Source organism: Nocardiopsis mangrovi (assembly GCF_042653925.1).
In the GTDB taxonomy this organism is placed as follows: Bacteria; Actinomycetota; Actinomycetes; order Streptosporangiales; family Streptosporangiaceae; genus Nocardiopsis_B; species Nocardiopsis_B mangrovi.
In genome coordinates this window covers 255596-274493 of sequence record NZ_JBHSFQ010000003.1, presented here as the reverse complement: position 1 = coordinate 274493, position 18898 = coordinate 255596, and the positions used below count along the sequence as shown (strand labels likewise).

Below are 18898 nucleotides of genomic sequence, written 5' to 3'. Positions count from 1 at the left end.
GAACGTGGGCGACTCATGACGACTTTGCCCCGGTAGCGGCACCATCGCTACCGGCGCCGACATAGCGACGACAGTCCTCGCGCGCAGCGGCCCCGGCCCGACGCCGGTGCCGCGCCCGAGGACTCTGACGGGAGACCGCCCGGATGCTCGAAAACGAGCCCAACAGCGGTGCCGAGGGCACCGCGGGTACAACTGAAACAACGGAAACAGGCCGCACCGCCCGGACCACTGCGACGTTCGCCCCGCCGCAGGACGGCGAGGTCACGGTCAGCGCGCCCAGCGGCAAGCGCGGCGGGGCCTCCCGCTCGGCCGGCCCGCCGCCCGAGCCCGAGCCGGTGTTCACACCCGGCTCCGCCCCGCTGACCACGCTTGCGGGGGCCGTGCCGACCGAGTCCGTCCCCGCCGGGGCCGAGGAGCCGAAGAAGCGCACCCGTACCGCGCGAACGGCCGCGACCTCGACCTCCGCGAAGACCACCCGCCCCCGCAAGGCCGCCGCTCCGGCACCGGAGCGCGCCGCCGAGGAGCCGCCGGCCCCCGCCCCCGAGCCCGCTGAAGCCCCCGGCGTGTCCTTCCAGCCGCCCATGGTCCTCTTCCAGCCGCCCGTGGCCCAGGTCGCGCCCCCGGTCTCGCGGGCCGCCGGCAACGGCCTCGTCACCGAGCCCGAGGACGCGCGCGAGGACGAGGAGGAGCCGGCCGCCGACCTCCCCGAGGACACCCGCGCCGAGGACGCCGACACCGAGCCCGGCGAGGACGAGTACGGCGATGACGAGCGCCCGTCCCGCCGCCGGCGGCGGCGCGGCGGCCGCGGCCGCGGCAAGTCGCGCGTGGGCGAGGACGAAGCGGAGTTCGAGACCGCCGCCGCCGGTGAGCCCGCCGAGGACACCGCCGGTGCCGAGGCCGGCGCCGACGAGGACGAGGCCGAGCACGGGACCAGCCGGCGGCGTCGCCGCCGGCGCCGCCGCTCGGGCGGCGACGGCGAGGACGCCGTGCCGTCGCCGGAGGACCCGCCCAACACCGTCGTGCGGGTCCGCGAGCCGCGCCCCGACAAGGCGATCGAGGACGAGGTCCAGTCGGTCAAGGGCTCCACCCGGCTGGAGGCCAAGAAGCAGCGCCGCCGCGAGGGCCGCGAGCAGGGCCGCCGCCGCACTCCGATCGTCACCGAATCGGAGTTCCTGGCCCGGCGCGAGGCCGTCAAGCGCGACCTCGTGATCCGCCGGACCGGTGAGCGCACGCAGATCGCGGTGCTGGAGGACGACGTCCTCGTCGAGCACTACGTCGACCGCGCCACCCACCGCTCCTACGTGGGCAACGTCTACCTCGGCCGCGTGCAGAACGTGCTGCCGTCGATGGAGGCGGCGTTCGTCGACATCGGCAAGGGGCGCAACGCGGTGCTCTACGCCGGCGAGGTCAACTGGGACGCCTCCGGCCTGGAAGGCCAGCCCAAGCGCATCGAGTCCGTGCTGAAGTCGGGCCAGTCGGTGCTGGTCCAGGTCACCAAGGACCCGCTGGGCCACAAGGGCGCCCGGCTGACCAGCCAGATCAGCCTGCCCGGCCGCTACCTCGTCTACGTGCCGGACGGCTCCATGACCGGCATCAGCCGCAAGCTGCCCGACAAGGAGCGCGCGCGGCTGAAGCAGATCCTGAAGAAGGTGATGCCGGAGAACGCCGGTGTCATCGTGCGCACCGCTGCCGAGGGCGCCAGCGAGGAGGAGCTGGAGCGCGACATCTCGCGCCTGGCCGCGCAGTGGGAGTCCATCAAGCGCAAGTCCAAGTCGGCGAGCGCGCCGTCGCTCCTCAACAGCGAGCCCGACCTCACGGTGCGGGTCGTCCGCGACGTGTTCAACGAGGACTTCTCCAGCCTGGTGGTCGCCGGCGACGACGCCTGGGAGACCGTCCGCGAGTACGTGGACTACGTCGCCCCCAACCTGGCCGAGCGCGTCTCGCACTGGACCGCGGACCGCGACGTCTTCGAGGCCTATCGGGTCGACGAGCAGATCGCCAAGGCGCTGGAGCGCAAGGTGTGGCTGCCCAGCGGCGGCTCGCTGGTCATCGACCGCACCGAGGCCATGACCGTGGTCGACGTCAACACCGGCAAGTTCACCGGCCAGGGCGGCAACCTCGAAGAGACCGTCACCAAGAACAACCTGGAGGCGGCCGAGGAGATCGTCCGCCAGCTCCGGCTGCGCGACATCGGCGGCATCATCGTGGTCGACTTCATCGACATGGTGCTGGAGAGCAACCGCGACCTCGTGCTGCGCCGCATGCTGGAGTGCCTGTCGCGCGACCGCACCAAGCACCAGGTGGCCGAGGTCACCTCGCTCGGCCTGGTGCAGATGACCCGCAAGCGCGTCGGCCAGGGCCTGCTGGAGGCGTTCTCGCACAGCTGCGAGCACTGCAACGGGCGCGGCCTGGTCATCTCGACCGAGCCGGTCGAGCACAAGCCGTCCGGCGGCCAGGGCGCGGGCAACGGTGCGGGCGCCGGCGGCGGCCGCAAGAAGAAGGGCAAGGCCGAGAAGGCGGCGGAGAAGGCCGACAAGGCCGCGGAGAAGGCGGAGAAGCCCGGGAAGGCGGCGAAGGCCGGCAAGGCCGACACCGCGGAGAAGCCCGAGAAGGCCGCCGAGCAGCCCGGCGACATCGGCAAGCCCGGTGTCGCCGAGGCGGCGGAGCCCGCCCCCGAGGTCCCCGAGGCCGCTCCCGAGGCGATCGCGGAGCCGGAGGCCGAGCCGGCCGCCGCTCCCGCGAAGACCCGCAAGGCGCCCGCCAAGCGGGCCACGCGCAAGAAGGCCGCCGCGGCGGCGCCCGAGGCGGACCAGGAGCCGCAGCCCGCGGCCGAGGCCGCGGGCGAGGCCGTGGAGTCCGAGAACGGCGCCGAGCAGCGGCCCCGGCGGCGCCGCACGCGGCGCACCAAGGCCGCGGCGGCCGAGTCCGCCGTGGTCGAGACCGGCTGAGATCAGGGCGTGCCGGTCGCCGACCAGCGGATGGTAATCTAAGGGTCGGTGCGTCGGCGCGCCCCAATCGTTCGCGCGCCCGAGACCTACTTTCGATTCTCACGTCCCCTGTGGCGGGCGAGCGGATCAACGGTCGATTTTGAGCGCATTTCACTCCCCGCCCCCGGCGGGGATGGTTCCGAGCAGGAAAGAGAGTTCCCCGGTGTACGCGATCGTGCGAGCGGGCGGCCGACAGGAGAAGGTTGCTGTCGATGACGTCTTGGACATCGACAAAGTCTCCGACGAGGCCGGTTCGACGCTGACCTGGGTGCCGCTGCTTGTCGTCGAAGACGGCAAGGTCATCAGCGACACGGCCAAGCTCAGCGGCTACCAGGTCACCGCCGAGGTGGTCGGCGAGTCCAAGGGCCCCAAGATCAACATCCTGAAGTACAAGAACAAGACCGGTTACAAGAAGCGCCAGGGGCACCGCCAGAAGTACACCCAGGTGCGCGTCACCGGCATCGCGGCGAAGTAGGGGAGTGGCTCGACATGGCACACAAGAAGGGCGCATCGTCCAGCCGTAACGGGCGCGACTCCAACGCCAAGCGCCTCGGCGTCAAGCGCTTCGGCGGCCAGACCGTGAAGGCGGGCGAGATCATCATCCGCCAGCGCGGCACGCACTTCCACCCGGGCGACAACGTCGGCCGCGGTGGCGACGACACCCTGTTCGCGCTCGTCGCGGGCCAGGTGGAATTCGGCAACCGGCGCGGGCGCCGGGCCGTGAACATCGTCCCGACCGCTTAGTCGGCGCGACCGTGGGGCGGGCCAGATCCGATCTGGCCCGCCCCACGCGCGTGACGACAGCGCATACGCTGGTCACGGGGCACAAACCGCACGGGGAGAGACACATGCCTGACTTCGTCGACGAAGCGGTCTTGCACATCAAGGCCGGTGACGGCGGGCACGGCTGTGCCTCCATTCACCGGGAGAAGTTCAAACCGCTCGGCGGCCCGGACGGCGGCAACGGCGGCCGGGGCGGCGACGTCGTCATCGAGGTCGACCCCAACGCCGCCACCCTGCTCGACTACCAGCGCCGCCCGCACCGCAGGGCCGGCAACGGCACCCCCGGCCAGGGCGGGCACCGCTCCGGTGCCAACGGCGACGAGCTGGTCCTGACCGTGCCCGACGGCACCGTGGTCTCGGGCGTGGACGGCGAGGTCATCGCCGACCTGGTCGGCGCCGGCACGCGGCTGGTCATCGCCCGCGGCGGCAACGGCGGCCTCGGCAACGCCGCTCTGGCCTCCGCCAAGCGCAAGGCGCCCGGCTTCGCCCTCAAGGGCGAGGAGGGGGAGGCGTTCGACATCCGGCTGGAGATCAAGACCATCGCCGATGTCGGCCTGGTCGGGTTCCCCAGCGCGGGCAAGTCGTCGCTGATCGCCGCGCTGTCCGCGGCACGGCCCAAGATCGCCGACTACCCCTTCACCACGCTCATCCCCAACCTCGGTGTGGTCGAGGCAGGCGCGGTGCAGTACGTGGTCGCCGATGTCCCCGGCCTCATCCCCGGCGCCAGCGAGGGCAAGGGCCTGGGCCTGGCGTTCCTGCGCCACGTGGAGCGCTGCTCCACACTGCTGCACGTGCTCGACTGCGCCACCTACGAGCCCGGCCGCGACCCCGTCAGCGACCTCGACGCGCTCGAAGCCGAGCTGGCCGCCTACGGGGAGAACACCGAGATCGACCTCAGCGACCGGCCGCGCATCGTCGTTCTGAACAAGATCGACGTCCCCGACGGCCGCGAGCTCGCCGAGTTCGTCACCCCCATGCTCCAGGAGCGCGGCCTGCGGGTCGTCACCGTCTCGGCGGCCACCCGCGAGGGACTGCGCGAGCTGTCCTACGCCCTCGCCGAGCAGGTCGAGGCGGCCCGCGCCGCCCGCCCCGAGCAGGAGCCCACCCGCGTGGTGCTGCGCCCGCGCGAGATCGGCGAGATCCCGTTCCAGGTCGTCGCGCTGGGCGGCAACACCTTCCGTGTGCGGGGCGACAAGCCCGCCCGCTGGGTCCGCCAGACGGACTTCAGCAACGACGAGGCCGTCGGCTACCTGTCCGACCGGCTCAGCCGCCTCGGCATCGAGAACGCGCTCTCCGAGGCCGGGGCCACCCACGGCGCCGAGGTCTACATCGGCGACGAGGACGACTCCGTGGTGTTCGACTGGGACCCCACCCTGGACGCCGAGGCCACCCCGATCGGCCCGCGCGGCACCGACTCCCGGCTGGGCTGACGTCGCGCGGGGACCCGGGAGGCCCGGCCGTTTTCGGTGGAACGAACACGGAGAGAAGTCCGACGTGCAGAACGCATCGTCACCCGCCCAGGACCGCGCCGAACTGGCCGGCGCCGGGCGGATCGTCGTCAAGGTGGGGTCGTCCTCGCTGACCACCCCCGACGGCCATATCGACCGGGAGCGCATCCGCGACCTCGCAGACGTCCTCGCCGAGCGGCGCGCGGCGGGGACCGAGATCGTCCTGGTGTCCTCGGGCGCGATGGCCGCCGGGATCGGGCCCATGGGGCTGCCGGCCCGCCCCCGCGACCTCGCCACCCAGCAGGCGGCGGCGAGTGTCGGCCAGGGGCTGCTGATCGCGCACTACACCCGGGCCTTCGCCGGCCACGGGCTCACCGCCGCGCAGGTCCTGCTGACCGTCGAGGACCTGATGCGGCGCGTGCAGCACCGCAACGCCCGCCGGGCGCTGCGCCGGCTGCTCGACATCGGCGCCGTGCCCATCATCAACGAGAACGACACGGTGGCCACCCACGAGATCCGCTTCGGCGACAACGACCGGCTGGCCGCGCTCGTCGCCCACCTGCTGCGGGCCGACGCGCTGCTGCTGCTCTCCGATGTCGACGCCCTCTACGACGACGATCCCGCCCGCCCTGGGGCGCGGCGGATCGCCCGGGTCGTCGACCCGCGGGACCTCGACGGGGTGGCCGTCGGCAGCGCGGGGCGCCGGGGCGTGGGTACCGGGGGCATGGTGACCAAGGTGGAGTCCGCGCGGATCGCCACGGAGGCCGGTGTGCCGACGGTGCTGACCTCGGCCGCCAACGCCCGGGCCGCCCTCGCCGGCGAGCAGGTGGGGACCCTGTTCGCCGCCGGGACCGGGCGGCGGCCCTCGACCCGCCAGTTGTGGCTGGCGCACGCCACCGCGGGGCGCGGCAGCGTGGTCCTCGACCCCGGTGCGGTGCGCGCCGTCGTCCGCGAGCACGCGTCCCTGCTGCCGGCGGGCGTGGTGAAGGTCGAAGGGGACTTCACCGCGGGTGATCCGGTGGACCTGTGCGACGAGGACGGCCGGGTCGTCGCCCGCGGCCTGGTCAACTACGACGCCGCCGAGATCCCGGAGCTGATGGGGCGGTCCACCCGCTGGCTGGCGCGTGAACTCGGCCCGGAGTACGAGCGGGAGATCGTGCACCGTGACGACCTCGTCCTGCTGTCGGCGGCCGAGCGGTAGTGCTTCCGGGCGCGGGCGGCCGCGGGCACCGGGGCCGTGTCGCGGGCCCGGGCGCGAGCGCGCAGGTCGGTAGGGTGGCGGCATGAGGCCGACCACTCACGAGTTCGACACCGAACTGCTGCGGGGCGGCGAGGTCGCCACTCTGGGAGCCGTGGTGTACCGGGGGCGCACCGTCATCCAGCCCGGACCCGACCGGTGGGCCCCGCTGCGCCGGTGGGCGCAGGGCCTCGCCGACCAGGTGGGGGGGCCGGTCACCTGGCGGGCCCGCGCCGAGGACACCGTCGTCGCCGAGGGCACGGTGTTCCCCGCCTGACATCGCGGAGGCGGGCGGGCCGGTCCGACGCGTCCGGCCGGTGGGACCGGCCGGACCGCGACCTCACATCGCCCTTACAGTCTCCGGGCGCTTTCCGCCCCGCATTTGGAACAGTGGAACTTTCGGTCGGTTCCCAGCACCCATTCGTGCTCTCCGCCGTTCGGACACGCGGACATCGACACCACCTACGCCCTCGACGAGCAACCTGGCGCCGACACCGTACAACCCGGTGCCCTGCACTGTCCTGGAAATGATCAATCCCGATACCGCTCATCCCGCAAAAGCAATTTCACGCAGGAGCCTCCAGGACCCCACCCGTGATCCGGGGCGACCGGACGGGCGGGCGACCTCGTAAGCTGGAAAGAGGGCCGCGGCCGCCACCGACCCCCGGCCGGTCCGCCCGACCCGGACACCCCACCCGAACCGACCCTTGGAAAGTGACACCCCACCATGAGTGACATCGAGCGCGAGGTCCGTGCCGTAGCCGAGCGGGCGCGCGACGCCGCGGCCGACCTCGCGCCGCTGAGCCGGTCGGTCAAGGACGAGGCGCTGCTCGCCATGGCCGATGCCCTGGTGCACAACGCCGAGGCGATCGTCGCCGCCAATGCCGAGGACGTCGCCCGCGCCCGCGAGGCCGGCGACACCGAGGCGATGGTCGACCGCCTGGCGCTCACCACCGAGCGCATCGAGGCGATCGCCGACGCCGTGCGGGAGATCGTCGAGCTGCCCGACCCGGTCGGTGAGGTGGTGCGCGGATCGACCCTGCCCAACGGCCTGGAGCTGCGGCAGGTGCGGGTCCCGCTGGGGGTCATCGGGATCATCTACGAAGGCCGGCCCAACGTCACCGTCGACGCTGCCGCGCTCTGCCTCAAGAGCGGCAACGCCGCCCTCTTGCGGGGCTCCTCCTCCGCGTACTCCTCCAACACCCGCATCGTCGAGGTGCTGCGCGGTGCGCTGGAGAAGACCGCGGTCCCGGTCGACGCCGTCCAGCTGGTCCCCGGCAGCGGCCGCGACTCCGCCCAGGCGCTCATGCGGGCGCGCGGCCTGGTCGACGTGCTCATCCCGCGCGGCGGACGCTCGCTGATCCAGGCGATCGTGCGCGACTCCACGGTCCCGGTGATCGAGACCGGCGAGGGCAACTGCCACGTCTACGTCGACGAGGCCGCCGACCTGGACAAGGCCGTGGCCGTCACGGTGAACTCCAAGACCCAGCGGCTGTCGACCTGCAACACCGCCGAGACCCTCCTGGTGCACGCCGGGATCGCCGACCGGTTCCTGCCGCGCGTGCTCCGCGAGCTGCGCGGCCTCGGTATCGCCGTGCACGGCGACGACCGCGTGCGGGCGCTCGACGACTCCGCCGTACCCGCGACCGAGGCCGACTGGGCCACCGAGTACCTCTCGGCCGACCTCGCCGTGAAGGTCGTGGGCTCGCTGGACGAGGCCGTCGCGCACATCCGCGCCTACTCCACCTCCCACACCGAGGCCATCGTCACCGACTCCCAGTCGGCGGCCCGGCGGTTCGTGTCGCGGGTGGACTCCGCGGCCGTGATGGTCAACGCCTCCACCCGGTTCACCGACGGCGGCGAGTTCGGCTTCGGCGCCGAGATCGGCATCTCCACCCAGAAGCTCCACGCGCGCGGCCCCATGGGCCTTCCGGAGATGACCTCCACCAAGTACGTCGTGACCGGCGACGGCCACCTGCGCTGACCGTGCCCGCCCCGCCCGCTCGGCCGAGCGTGCGCGGGCGGGGGTTCGGCGTGCCCCGCTCCGGCGCGGCACACGTGTCGCCGTTCCGCTCCCCCCGGTTCCCGCCGCCACCTAGAAAGCCCGGATACCGCCATGCCGTTCCGATCCATCCTGCTGTTCATCGTCGCCGCCGTCTTCGAGATCGGGGGAGCCTGGCTGATCTGGCAGGGGGTCCGCGAACACCGGGGCCTGTTGTGGATCGGTGCGGGGGTGATCGCGCTGGGGCTCTACGGGTTCGCCGCCGCGCTGCAACCGGACGCGAACTTCGGGCGGATCCTCGCCGCCTACGGCGGCGTCTTCGTCGCCGGCTCACTGGCGTGGGGGATGGTCGTCGACGGCTTCCGCCCCGACCGGTTCGACGTCATCGGTGCCCTGGTGTGCCTGGTGGGCGTCGCGGTGATCATGTACGCCCCCCGCGGGGCGTAGGCGCGCGCGGGGGGCGGACCGGGGGCGTCCGGCCCTCTTCCGGGCATACGGGCCCTTTCATCGGCTATGGGCAACGCGTCCCGGACCGCGGTCCGGCGGGCGGTGCATGGTGGGAAATCCCTTAGTCACCGCTACGATGCTGGAATCCCAGATGTCCCGTGTTCGAGGAGCCCCCCAATGGCCGATGACACCACCTCCGGCGCCGGACTCGACCTCGGCGTGCCCACGGCCGCCCGCGTCTACGACGTCATGCTCAACGGCAAGGACAACTACGCGATCGACCGGCAGGTCGCGCAGGCGAGCCTCGAGGTCATGCCGGAGCTGAAGCAGATCGCCATTCACAACCGCGAAATGCTGCACCGCGTCGTGCGGTACCTCGCCGAAGAGGAGGGCATCACCCAGTTCTTCGACCTCGGCTCCGGGCTGCCGACCGCGCGCAACACCCACGAGGTCGCGCAGGAGGTGAACCCCGACGCCAAGGTCGTCTATGTCGACATCGACCCGCTGGTCCTCGTGCACGGCCACGCGATCCTCGCCGAGAACGCCAACACCAGGGTCGTGACCGCCGACATCCGCAACCCCCAGGAGATCCTCGAGCACCCCGATGTGACGGCGCTCATCGACTTCGGCAAGCCGGTGTGCGTGATGCTCGTCGGGATCCTGCACCACCTGCTCGACGAGGAGAACCCCGGCGGTATCGTCGAGACCCTGCGCGACGCGGCGGTCCCGGGCTCGTACTTCTTCATCACCAACTTCACCCGGCTGGGCGACGCGCCCGAAAGCGCCGAGCTGGAGAAGGTGCTGCTGAGCCAGCTCGGGACGGGGCGCGTGCGCACACCCGAGGAACTGGAGACCTACTTCGAGGGCCTGGAGCTGCTGTCGCCGGGCCTGGTGCCGCTGCCGTTGTGGCGGCCCGACGGCATCGTCCGCGACAGCACGTCCATCGCCGCGCGGTTCATGACCGGGGGTGTGGGGCGCAAGCCCTGACGGGCCGCTGAAAGGGGGCGGCCGCCGCGTCTGCGCGGCGGCGGTGGCCGTCCGCCCCGCTGCGCGATACCGCCGCGGTGCGGGTGATCCTGCCGCCGCGGGCTCCCGGGCGACGGCCTCTGGAGCCCGCGGCGCGGCGGGGGATGCTCGGCGGGGTCGCGGTACGAACCCGAATGGCGGGGGATCGGGACGCGGTCAGGAACCGGCCGCTCCGCCGCCGCTTCCGTCACCGCCGTTGCGGTTCGCGCCGCTCCCGGCGCTCTTCCAGCGTTCGGCCACGGTGTCGAACAGCCGGCCGCCGGCGTTGGCCGCGCTGCCGGCCACGTCGCGCAGCGTTCCCACCAGCGGGTCGGCGGTGCGCTCCCAGGACTCGCGGTAGGAGTTGGCGGCGTTGCGCGCCTCCTGGCCCACCGAGGCGTCCTTGTCGGTGTCGCGGCGCGGGTAGTCGCCGGCGATGATGCGCCGGTACTCGCCCTCGTCGATCCAGCGGGTCAGCTCGGCCATGCGGATGACGGCGAACGGGTGGGTCTGCCCGGTGAGGCTGAGCAGCTTGATGAGGCTGTCGCGGGCGTCGCCGCCGCGGTCGTACTCGCGGGCCTGCTCCAGGAAGGAGTCGGGGTTCATCTCGGCCAGCCGCGATCCGCCGGCCAGCTTCATGAGCGCGCGCTTGGCGGCCTCGGGGTTCTGTGCGGCGAGCACGCCCGCGCGGTCGCAGGACAGCTCCGACTTGCGGTACCACTCCTCCAGCGCCGTGACGATGGCGCGGATGCCGATGTAGCCCAGCGGGATCCAGGCGACGCGGGCGGCGAGCCGGATCAGGGCGAGCAGCATCGTGCGGTAGACGGCGTGGCCGGAGAGGACGTGCCCGACCTCGTGGCCCACGACGAAGCGCTGCTCCTCGGCGTCGAGCAGGTCGAACAGACCCGTGGTCATGACCAGGAACGGCTTGTGGCTGCCGATGGCCATGGCGTTGGGGCGGGGGTTCATCTGGATGTAGAGCTCGGGGACCTCGTCCAGGTCGAGGACGTAGGCGGCGTCGCGGACGTAGTTGTAGACCTCGGGGAACTGCCGCTCGTTGACCCGTACGGCGCTGGACAGGAACATCAGCCGCAGCGCGCGCTCGTTGAAGAGCCCGGAGAGGCGCTTGAAGACCTCGTCGAACCCGCGCAGCGACCGCAGCGCGACCAGCGCCCCCCGGTCGGCGGGGTGCTCGTAGGCGCGGGAGCTGATGCCGTCGAGTCGAACGCGTGCGCGTTCTGGAGAATTGGTGGTCATGTCGGAATGCTATGCGCCGGGGTTGGCGGGCGCCATGGTTTGCGGCTTCGAGATATGACGCGATTTTTCGGCGGGGTCCGGGTAGGGGGCGGGAGAGGCGTTCGAGGGGGTCCGTTACCCTCGGCGATGCCGGGGAACCCGGCGTCTGTGATGAAACGGAGCGGTAGGTGTCGAACGAGTCGAATGCGTCGAACGAGCCGAGTACACGCGACACGCCGAGCGCCGGGCTGCGGCTGAAGGCGCACCCCCGACGCGTCGGCATCATGGGCGGGACGTTCGACCCCATCCACCACGGGCACCTCGTGGCGGCGAGCGAGGTCGCCCACTTCTTCCGCCTCGACGAGGTCGTGTTCGTGCCGACCGGGCGCCCGTACCAGAAGGATCCCGCCGAGGTCACCCCGGCCGAGGACCGCTACCTGATGACCGTCATCGCCACCGCGGAGAACCCCCAGTTCCGGGTGAGCCGCATGGAGGTCGACCGCGAGGGCGCCACCTACACCATCGACACGCTGCGCGAGATGCGCCGGTTCTACGGCCCTGAGGTGGAGCTGTTCTTCATCACCGGGGCCGACGCCCTGGGCGCTATTCTGAGCTGGCACAACGTGGATGAACTCTTTGATCTCGCGCATTTCGTAGGCTGTAACCGCCCCGGGCACCAGCTCACCGACTCCGGGCTGCCCGACGGAAAGGTCAGCCTGGTGGAGATCCCCGCCCTGGCCATCTCGTCCACCGAGTGCCGGGAGCGCGTCCGCAAGGGCGAGCCCATCTGGTACCTCGTGCCCGACGGCATCGTCCGCTACATCAACAAGACCGGGCTCTACCTCGACGGCCGATCGGCGGGGTAGGCGCCCACGGGAGGCATTCGCTACATCGTGACCGCCACTGACCGGGCCGTTGAGCTCGTGAACATCGCCGCAGAGGCGGCGGCCGACAAACTGGCGCAGGAGATCATCGCCTACGACGTCAGCGACCAGCTGGTCATCACCGACGCCTTCCTCCTGTGCTCGGCCCCCAACGACCGCCAGGTGCGGTCCATCGTCGACGAGGTCGAGGACCGCCTCCGCGCCGCGGGGGTGAAACCGGTTCGCCGCGAAGGCGAGCGCGACGGCCGCTGGGTGCTGCTCGACTACGTCGAGATCGTCGTGCACATCCAGCACGAGGAGGAGCGCGGGCACTACGGCCTGGAACGGCTGTGGAAGGACTGCCCCGAGATCACCCTGCCCGAGACCGCGAAGGGGCGGAGCCGCACGGAGGACGGCTGATCCGCTGATCCGCCGCGCCCCCGGAGCAGCGGGGGCCCGAACCCACCCCCGTCCCACCACCGTTCAGGAGAGCGACCCCGTGTCCGAGGAGACCCGCCGCATCGTCTGCTGGCGCCATGGGCGCACCGCCTGGAACCAGGAGAAGCGCTTCCAGGGCCAGACCGACATCCCGTTGGACGGCACCGGGATCGCCCAGGCGAAGCGGGCGGCCGGGCTGCTGGCGACGCTGCGGCCGGACGCCATCGTCGCCTCGGACCTGCGGCGCGCCTCCGACACCGCGGGCTTCCTCGCCGGGCGCACCGGCCTGACCGTGGAGCACGACAAAGGGCTGCGCGAGCGGTTCGGCGGGTCCTGGGAAGGGCTGACCACCCCGGAGATCCGCGAACGCTGGCCCGAGCACGACGCGCGCATGCACATCCCCGACGGCGAGGACATCCTCGCCGTCGGGGAGCGCGTGAGCGAGGCCGTGCTGCGCGGCCTGGCGCGGGTGCCCGACAACGGCCTGCTCGTGGTGGTCGGCCACGGTGCGGCGCTGCGGGCGGGGATCAACCGGATGCTCGGCCTGCCCCCCGAGATCCGCCAGGCCCTGGGGCCGATCGGCAACTGCTCGTGGTCGGTGCTGGGCCCGCTGCGCACCGGCGGCTGGCGGCTGCTCGAACACAACGCCGCCAGCCTCCCCGAAGACCGGGTCCTCGGCGACGACCGCTAGGGCGGCCCGCGTCGCGGCGTGCGCCGGACCGCGGGTCGGCGCCCCGACCGTTTCGACGCGGGCGCCCGTTTCCGCTATTGTTCAAGGAGTCGCCGGGCCCGCCCGGACGACCCCATCAGGGGCTATGGCGCAGTTGGTAGCGCGCCTCCATGGCATGGAGGAGGTCTGGGGTTCGAATCCCCATAGCTCCACGTTCGACGCCTCACCCGGATCGCCGGTATCACGCTGATACCGCCGCCGGTGGGGCGTTTTCGCGTTTCCGCGGCGCCTCGCGGTACCGACCGGGCGGCGCTCGTGCGGCCGCGGGCCGGACGCCGCGCGCCGATGCGCGGGCGTCCGGGGCGGGGCTTCCGATCGGCGCGGCACGGGTGCGGACCGGATGCCCCGTGAGCGGGGTCCGGCCCGGGCGGACGTCAGAGGTACAGGCCCGTGCCCCGCTCCGGGTGCTCGTTGGCGACGGCGTGGACGTCGCGTTCGCGCAGGACGAGGTAGCGCTCGCCGTGGAGCTCGACCTCGTTCTGGTCCTCGGGGTCGAAGAGCACGCGGTCGCCGGTGTTGACGTGGCGGGCGCCGGTCCCGGCGCCGCAGACCTCGCCCCAGACGAGGCGGGTGGCGATCTTCACCGTGTCGGGGATGACCAGGCCGCCACTGCTGCGCCGTTCGCCGGCCTCCGGCAGCTCGCGGACGAGCAGCCGGTCGTGCAGCATCTGGATCTCACGTTTGGACTTGGACTCGGACACCCCTTGATTTTACGGGCATCGCGGCCCGCGGGCGCGGTGCCGGGATGGCGCGAGCAGGTCCCGGAATCCGGTAGAGTCAATGGTGCGACGCGGGGCTATGGCGCAGTTGGTAGCGCGCCTCCATGGCATGGAGGAGGTCTGGGGTTCGAATCCCCATAGCTCCACCGCAGGCACGAGGGGCCCGCATCCCGACGGATGCGGGCCCCTTCTCGCTTCCCGCAGGCCGCGGCGGGTTCCGCTCTGCGGGCGTTCGGTTACACTGGGACACACGTTCGAGGGGCACGGCGCGGTCGGCGTCACGCCTCCGCGGAATGGACGGGGTCCGGGGCTCCGACCCCACGGGTCCACGCCCCATCGTCCGCGGACCTCCGCCGCGCGACCCGGCGGCCGCCGCACCCGCGGCGCAGCCCGCCCCCGAGCCGCACCAGCCATCCGGATCGCCCCGGCGAGCCGGCACCACCGCCCACCACCCCCTTCCACGACACCGGAGCCGTGCGTCCGCGCCACCACCCCGACGGCGCGACACCGGTCCTCCGCACCACCGGGAGACCAGGACCGGATCTGCCACCAGCACATACCGGATCTGGCCGATAGTGGCCGAACGGGAACCGTTTCGGTACGCGCTGCGTCGAATGTGGCCCGCTTCTCTGGAGAAGTCGGGTGACCTGCGCCTTCGGACCCCTCCCCCGCCGCCCCGTCCAGGCGTCCCCGAACGGGGGCCGGGCGCGCGGCCCTACGGTGGCTGGGAGGCCAGGACACCGCGCTGTAGGTTCGACAGTGGGTGCCTCCAGGCACCCGATCGGACCATGACGAGATTCCCCCCAGGCGACGCGTCGCCAATGGTCTCCGATAGTGCAGAGGACAGCCGTGATTCCGAGTTCCCCCACCCGGTTCCGTCCCTCGACCCCGCCCCGGCGGATCATCGCCGCCGCCGGTATCGCGGCCGCGGCACTGGCCGGTGTCCCGCTCGCCGCCGTCGAACCAGCGGGCGCCGATCCCGTCGCCCCCGGCTCCGGCACCCACGCCGCGACCGCCCGCATGGCGACCGTCGAATGGTGTGACCAGGGCCCCATCGGCGACGCCGACACCGACCGCGACGGCGCCGAATCCTCCGCCGCGTGGAGCGGCGGCCCCGCGTCCGGCCGGCACTTCCCGGACGGCCCGGCCGGCGGCTACGGGGTCGCCGAGCGCGGCGACACCTCGCTCTGGGCCGCCTCCGCAGTCCACGACCTGCGCTTCGACCCGGCGTGTTCCGCCGCCGCCGCGGCCGACGGCGGCACCGTCGCCGACGCCTTCGGCGCGGAGCACCTGGTCGCGCTGGACTCCGCCGAATCCACCGCGAGCTGGACCCGGGACGAGGGAGCGGAGGCCGAACTCGCCGTCCGCGGCCTGAGCATCCTCGGCGAGCCCGCCGATCTCGGCGACGGCGACTACGAGCAGACCTTCACCCGCAGCCGGGAGGACGGCGGCACCGTGCTGCTCACCGTCACGGCCCGGCAGCACGCCGAAGCCGACTCCGACGGTCCCGCCGCGTCGGGCGGTGCCGCCGCGGCCGGCGCCGGCGCGTGGCTGGCGCTCACCTTCCAGGTCACCGACACCGGCCCCGAGAAGGGGACCGCCCGGTACGCCGAGTACCGGCTCGACCTCGCGGTCGCGGGCGTGCGCACCGACCGCGCGGCCGAGCCGGGTCCCGGCCCGTCGGGCGAGCCCCGCTCCGCGACCCCCGACCCCTCCGAGTCCGAGCCGGCCGAGCCGAGCCCGCCGGAATCCGCCGGCCCCTCGCCGTCGCCGTCGCCCGTCCCGACCCCCGCGGTGCCGGCGCCGCCCGCCGGCTGGTCGCCGTCCGAGGCGCCCCAGTCCAGGGACGGCAGCCTGCCCGTGGCCGGTTCGGCGCTCGTCGGCCTGGTGGGGGCCGGGATCGCGGCGGTGGCGGGCGGTGCGGCCGCCATCTATCTGGGCCGCGCCCGCAAGTCCGGGTTCGACGGCGACGATGTCTGAGCACCGCGATCCGGACCGGCCGGTGAAGGCGCCGACGCAGGGGTAGTAACCCCTCTGCGATGGTCGCTACCGACGGTGAAGGAGACCGGGATGTCACTGACCATGGGCGGCGGGCCGCTCGCCGACGACGCGCCCTCGACCGTGAACTATGCGGTCGACGGGCCCCACCACGCGCTCTACATGAGCGCGTTCCCGCGGCGGGTGCGCGCCGAGCTGGCCGGCCTGGACGTGCTCGACTCCGACCGGGGCTACCTGGTGCACGAGACCCGGCTGCTGCCCCAGCTCTACGTGCCCACCGAGGACATCCCGGCGGCGATGCTGGAGCCCAGCGACCACACCACCCACTGCCCCTACAAGGGCGACGCGTCCTACTGGCACCTCAGAGCCGGCGACCGCGTGGTGGAGAACGCCGTGTGGGCCTACACGGACCCCATGCCGGCGGCGTCGTGGCTGCACGGCCTCTCGGCCATGTACATGTCGGCCGCCGACGCCTGGTTCGACGAGGAGGAGCCCATCGAGGGCCACCTGCGCGACCCCTTCCACCGGGTCGACACCCGCCCCTCGTCCAGCCTGGTCCGGGTATCGCTGGGGGACCAGGTCATCGCGCTCAGCTCGGGGGCCTACGTGCTCTCCGAGACCGGCCTGCCGAACCGGTGGTACCTGCCGCCCGGCGACGTCCGCCGCGACCTGCTGGTGCCCAGCCGCACCACCACCTACTGCCCCTACAAGGGGCGGGCCTCCTACTGGACCCTGCGCGTCGGCGACCGAGAGATCCCCGACGTCGCGTGGTCCCTCGGGGCCCCGCTCAAGGACGGGCAGGACGTGCGCGACCACTACTGCTTCCTCCACGACGAGCTGGAGATCGCCGTCGAGCGCAAGTGACCGCGGAGCCGCGGCGCCCGTCCGCCACCCGGCGGGCGGGCGGCGGGTGTGGACGACGGCGCCCGCCCGTCGTCACGGAGCGGTACTGTCGCATCCGTGGCTGAACTCCCCGACGTCGACACCCTGCTGGACGCCGCCGTCCGCGCCCTGGGCGGAGCCCGGCGCGACGGCCAGCACGCCATGGCCCATGCGGTCGATTCCGCCGTCCGCGATTCCGAGCACCTCGTCGTGCAGGCGGGCACGGGCACCGGGAAATCGCTGGCCTACCTGGTCCCCGCCCTCCGCCATGCCATGGACCAGGACACCACGGTCGTGGTCTCCACGGCCACCATCGCCCTCCAGCGCCAGCTCATCGAGCGCGACCTCCCCCGGCTCGCCGGGGCGCTGGCGCCGTTGCTCGGCCGCGAACCCACGTTCGCCATCCTCAAAGGGCGGCGCAACTACCTGTGCCGCCACCGGCTGCAGACCGCCGGCGACTCCGATCCCGACGAAGCCGAGCTGTTCGACCCCCGCCAGCTGTCCTCGCTGGGGCGCCAGGTCAAGCGGCTGCACGAATGGGCCGACGACACCGTCACGGGCGACCGCGACGAACTCGTCCCCGGGGTGAGCGACCTCGCCTGGCGGCAGGTGTCGGTCTCGGCCAACGAATGCGTGGGCGCGTCGGCGTGCCCGTTCGGCCAGGAGTGCTTCGCCGAACTGGCACGCGCCGATTCCGGCGGGGCCGACATCGTCGTCACCAACCACGCCATGCTGGCCATCGGCGCGCTCCAGGGCTACCAGCTGCTGCCCGAGCACCGGGTCCTGGTCGTCGACGAGGCCCACGAACTCGTCGACCGGGTCACCTCGGTGGCCACGGGGGTGCTGGGCGAGCGCCCGGTGGGCATCGCGGCCAAGCGCGCCGCGCGGCTGTGCGAGGCCGGGCTGACCGAACGCCTCTCCGAGGCCGCCGAGGGCCTGGCGCTGATGTTCACCGACGCCGACCCCGGCCGTATCGACCACCTGCCCGACCCCCTGGCCACCGCGGTCGCGGCGGTCCGCGACTCCGCCCACGCCTGCCTGACCGCCGTGAAGTCCACCGGCGGCGGCGAAGGCGATCCCGACTCCGCCACCGACCGCAAGCTGGCGCTGGCCGCGCTCGAAGAGGTCCACGACACCGCCGTGCGCGTCCTGGAGTCGTTCGAGCCGCCGCTGCGCGACCGCCGCGACGTCGTCTGGCTGGCGAAGGGCCCCAAACAGCCGCCGTCGCTGCACGTCGCCCCGCTCGGGGTGGGCGGGCTCCTGCGCGAGAAGCTGTTCGGCGACCGCACCGCCGTGCTGACCTCGGCCACCCTCTCGCTGGGCGGCTCCTTCACCTCCCTTGCGGTGCAGTGGGGGCTGGGCCGCGAGACCACCGGGCGGACCGAGGACGACCCCACGTCCGACGGCGAGCCCCGCTGGCGCGCGCTCGATGTCGGGTCGCCGTTCGACCACGCGCGCAGCGGCATCCTCTATGTCGCCAAGCACCTGCCCACGCCCGGCCGCGACGGCCTCGACCCCCGCTACCTCGACGAGATCGCCGGGCTCATCGAGGCGGCGGGCGGGCGCACGCTGGGCCTCTTCTCGTCCATGCGGGCGGCCACCCAGGCCACCGAGGAGCTGCGCGACCGCCTCGACGTCCCCGTCCTCTGCCAGGGCGACGACTCCACCGGGCGGCTGGTCGCCGAGTTCACCGACGACGAGTCCGCGTGCCTGTTCGGCACGCTGTCGCTGTGGCAGGGCGTCGACGTCCCGGGGCCGTCGCTCCAGCTGGTGATCGTCGACCGCATCCCGTTCCCGCGGCCCGACGACCCGCTGGCCTCGGCGCGGCAGCGCGCCGTGGGGGCGCACGGCGGCAACGGCTTCATGGCGGTGGCGGCCACGCACGCGGCGCTGCTCCTGGCGCAGGGCACCGGGCGGCTGCTGCGTTCGATGGACGACCGCGGTGTGGTGGCGGTGCTCGACCCGCGGCTGGCCACCGCCCGCTACGGGGGGTTCCTGCGGTCGTCCCTGCCGCCGTACTGGGCCACCACCGACCCCGAGACCGCACGGGCCGCGCTGCGCCGGCTCGCGGCGTCCGCCTCAGCGGCTCAGGCGGCGGAGCCGGTGGCGGGGTGAGGGCGCGG

17 protein-coding genes and 2 tRNA genes are annotated in these 18898 nt (G+C 73.0%); 17 read left to right on the top strand and 2 right to left on the bottom strand.

Translation table 11 applies throughout. From position 1 onward, the window contains the following. Positions 1 to 143 precede the first annotated feature (143 nt). The 9 genes from ACFO4E_RS05110 (at position 144) to ACFO4E_RS05070 (ending at position 9891) form a co-directional block, all read left to right on the top strand. Entirely contained in the window at positions 144 to 2948 is a 2805-nt protein-coding gene (locus ACFO4E_RS05110; RefSeq protein ID WP_378571842.1) for an Rne/Rng family ribonuclease, read from the top strand. A 202-nt stretch (positions 2949 to 3150) separates the two neighbouring features. After that, on the top strand, positions 3151 to 3462 hold the full coding sequence (gene rplU, locus ACFO4E_RS05105) for a 50S ribosomal protein L21 (RefSeq protein WP_378537493.1): 312 nt from the start codon (positions 3151 to 3153) through the stop codon (positions 3460 to 3462). Positions 3463 to 3476: 14 nt separating this feature from the next. Then, complete coding sequence (rpmA, locus tag ACFO4E_RS05100; protein ID WP_378571841.1) at positions 3477 to 3731, top strand: 50S ribosomal protein L27; 255 nt, start codon at positions 3477 to 3479, stop codon at positions 3729 to 3731. 104 nt (positions 3732 to 3835) lie between these two features. Then, positions 3836 to 5200: a GTPase ObgE gene (gene obgE / locus ACFO4E_RS05095; RefSeq protein WP_378571840.1), complete on the top strand. Its 1365-nt coding sequence runs from the start codon at positions 3836 to 3838 to the stop codon at positions 5198 to 5200. 64 nt (positions 5201 to 5264) lie between these two features. Continuing rightward, complete coding sequence (proB, locus tag ACFO4E_RS05090) at positions 5265 to 6419, top strand: glutamate 5-kinase (protein ID WP_378571839.1); 1155 nt, start codon at positions 5265 to 5267, stop codon at positions 6417 to 6419. 82 nt (positions 6420 to 6501) lie between these two features. After that, on the top strand, positions 6502 to 6732 hold the full coding sequence (locus ACFO4E_RS05085) for a hypothetical protein (RefSeq protein WP_378571838.1): 231 nt from the start codon (positions 6502 to 6504) through the stop codon (positions 6730 to 6732). 450 nt (positions 6733 to 7182) lie between these two features. Next, a complete protein-coding gene (locus ACFO4E_RS05080; RefSeq protein WP_378571837.1) occupies positions 7183 to 8439 on the top strand; it encodes a glutamate-5-semialdehyde dehydrogenase in 1257 nt (418 codons plus the stop codon). Between the two features lie 132 nt (positions 8440 to 8571). Beyond that, positions 8572 to 8904, top strand: coding sequence for a YnfA family protein (locus ACFO4E_RS05075; protein ID WP_378571836.1), 333 nt, complete (start codon positions 8572 to 8574; stop codon positions 8902 to 8904). A gap of 177 nt (positions 8905 to 9081) precedes the next feature. After that, on the top strand, positions 9082 to 9891 hold the full coding sequence (locus ACFO4E_RS05070) for an SAM-dependent methyltransferase (RefSeq protein WP_378571835.1): 810 nt from the start codon (positions 9082 to 9084) through the stop codon (positions 9889 to 9891). 195 nt (positions 9892 to 10086) lie between these two features. On the opposite strand, the gene ACFO4E_RS05065 is transcribed toward ACFO4E_RS05070, so the two are convergent. Then, positions 10087 to 11166: a M48 family metallopeptidase gene (locus tag ACFO4E_RS05065; protein WP_378571834.1), complete on the bottom strand. Its 1080-nt coding sequence runs from the start codon at positions 11164 to 11166 to the stop codon at positions 10087 to 10089. A gap of 227 nt (positions 11167 to 11393) precedes the next feature. On the opposite strand from ACFO4E_RS05065, the gene nadD reads away from it, so the two are divergent. From nadD to ACFO4E_RS05045, 4 genes are all read left to right on the top strand, one after another. Beyond that, positions 11394 to 12011: a nicotinate-nucleotide adenylyltransferase gene (gene nadD, locus ACFO4E_RS05060; protein WP_378571967.1), complete on the top strand. Its 618-nt coding sequence runs from the start codon at positions 11394 to 11396 to the stop codon at positions 12009 to 12011. Positions 12012 to 12038: 27 nt separating this feature from the next. Continuing rightward, positions 12039 to 12428, top strand: a complete 390-nt coding sequence (rsfS, locus tag ACFO4E_RS05055; RefSeq protein WP_378571833.1) for a ribosome silencing factor — start codon at positions 12039 to 12041, stop codon at positions 12426 to 12428. A gap of 79 nt (positions 12429 to 12507) precedes the next feature. After that, a complete protein-coding gene (locus ACFO4E_RS05050; protein WP_378571832.1) occupies positions 12508 to 13137 on the top strand; it encodes a histidine phosphatase family protein in 630 nt (209 codons plus the stop codon). A gap of 118 nt (positions 13138 to 13255) precedes the next feature. Further along, positions 13256 to 13328: transfer RNA gene (locus ACFO4E_RS05045), tRNA-Ala, on the top strand. 222 nt (positions 13329 to 13550) lie between these two features. Here ACFO4E_RS05045 and ACFO4E_RS05040 read toward each other — a convergent pair. Continuing rightward, positions 13551 to 13844 (bottom strand): GroES family chaperonin, encoded by a 294-nt coding sequence (locus tag ACFO4E_RS05040; protein ID WP_378571966.1) that lies wholly within the window; start codon positions 13842 to 13844, stop codon positions 13551 to 13553. Positions 13845 to 13968: 124 nt separating this feature from the next. Here ACFO4E_RS05040 and ACFO4E_RS05035 point away from each other — a divergent pair. The 4 genes from ACFO4E_RS05035 (at position 13969) to ACFO4E_RS05020 (ending at position 18890) form a co-directional block, all read left to right on the top strand. Further along, positions 13969 to 14041 (top strand) — tRNA-Ala (locus ACFO4E_RS05035). A gap of 703 nt (positions 14042 to 14744) precedes the next feature. Further along, on the top strand, positions 14745 to 15875 hold the full coding sequence (locus tag ACFO4E_RS05030) for a hypothetical protein (RefSeq protein WP_378571831.1): 1131 nt from the start codon (positions 14745 to 14747) through the stop codon (positions 15873 to 15875). A 90-nt stretch (positions 15876 to 15965) separates the two neighbouring features. Continuing rightward, a complete protein-coding gene (locus tag ACFO4E_RS05025; RefSeq protein WP_378571830.1) occupies positions 15966 to 16757 on the top strand; it encodes a DUF427 domain-containing protein in 792 nt (263 codons plus the stop codon). A 96-nt stretch (positions 16758 to 16853) separates the two neighbouring features. Next, the gene (locus ACFO4E_RS05020; protein WP_378571829.1) at positions 16854 to 18890 is read left to right on the top strand and encodes an ATP-dependent DNA helicase; all 2037 of its coding nucleotides are present in this window, start codon (positions 16854 to 16856) and stop codon (positions 18888 to 18890) included. The last annotated feature ends 8 nt before the right edge of the window (positions 18891 to 18898 follow it).

Bases quoted from the DNA above. Each gene is read 5' to 3' on its own strand.
- ACFO4E_RS05040 (WP_378571966.1), bottom strand. From the start codon at position 13,844: ATGCTGCACGACCGGCTGCTCGTCCGCGAGCTGCCGGAGGCCGGCGAA.
- ACFO4E_RS05075 (WP_378571836.1), top strand. From the start codon at position 8,572: ATGCCGTTCCGATCCATCCTGCTGTTCATCGTCGCCGCCGTCTTCGAG.
- ACFO4E_RS05065 (WP_378571834.1), bottom strand. From the start codon at position 11,166: ATGACCACCAATTCTCCAGAACGCGCACGCGTTCGACTCGACGGCATC.
- obgE (WP_378571840.1), top strand. From the start codon at position 3,836: ATGCCTGACTTCGTCGACGAAGCGGTCTTGCACATCAAGGCCGGTGAC.
- ACFO4E_RS05025 (WP_378571830.1), top strand. From the start codon at position 15,966: ATGTCACTGACCATGGGCGGCGGGCCGCTCGCCGACGACGCGCCCTCG.
- ACFO4E_RS05085 (WP_378571838.1), top strand. From the start codon at position 6,502: ATGAGGCCGACCACTCACGAGTTCGACACCGAACTGCTGCGGGGCGGC.
- rpmA (WP_378571841.1), top strand. From the start codon at position 3,477: ATGGCACACAAGAAGGGCGCATCGTCCAGCCGTAACGGGCGCGACTCC.
- ACFO4E_RS05070 (WP_378571835.1), top strand. From the start codon at position 9,082: ATGGCCGATGACACCACCTCCGGCGCCGGACTCGACCTCGGCGTGCCC.
- ACFO4E_RS05080 (WP_378571837.1), top strand. From the start codon at position 7,183: ATGAGTGACATCGAGCGCGAGGTCCGTGCCGTAGCCGAGCGGGCGCGC.
- ACFO4E_RS05110 (WP_378571842.1), top strand. From the start codon at position 144: ATGCTCGAAAACGAGCCCAACAGCGGTGCCGAGGGCACCGCGGGTACA.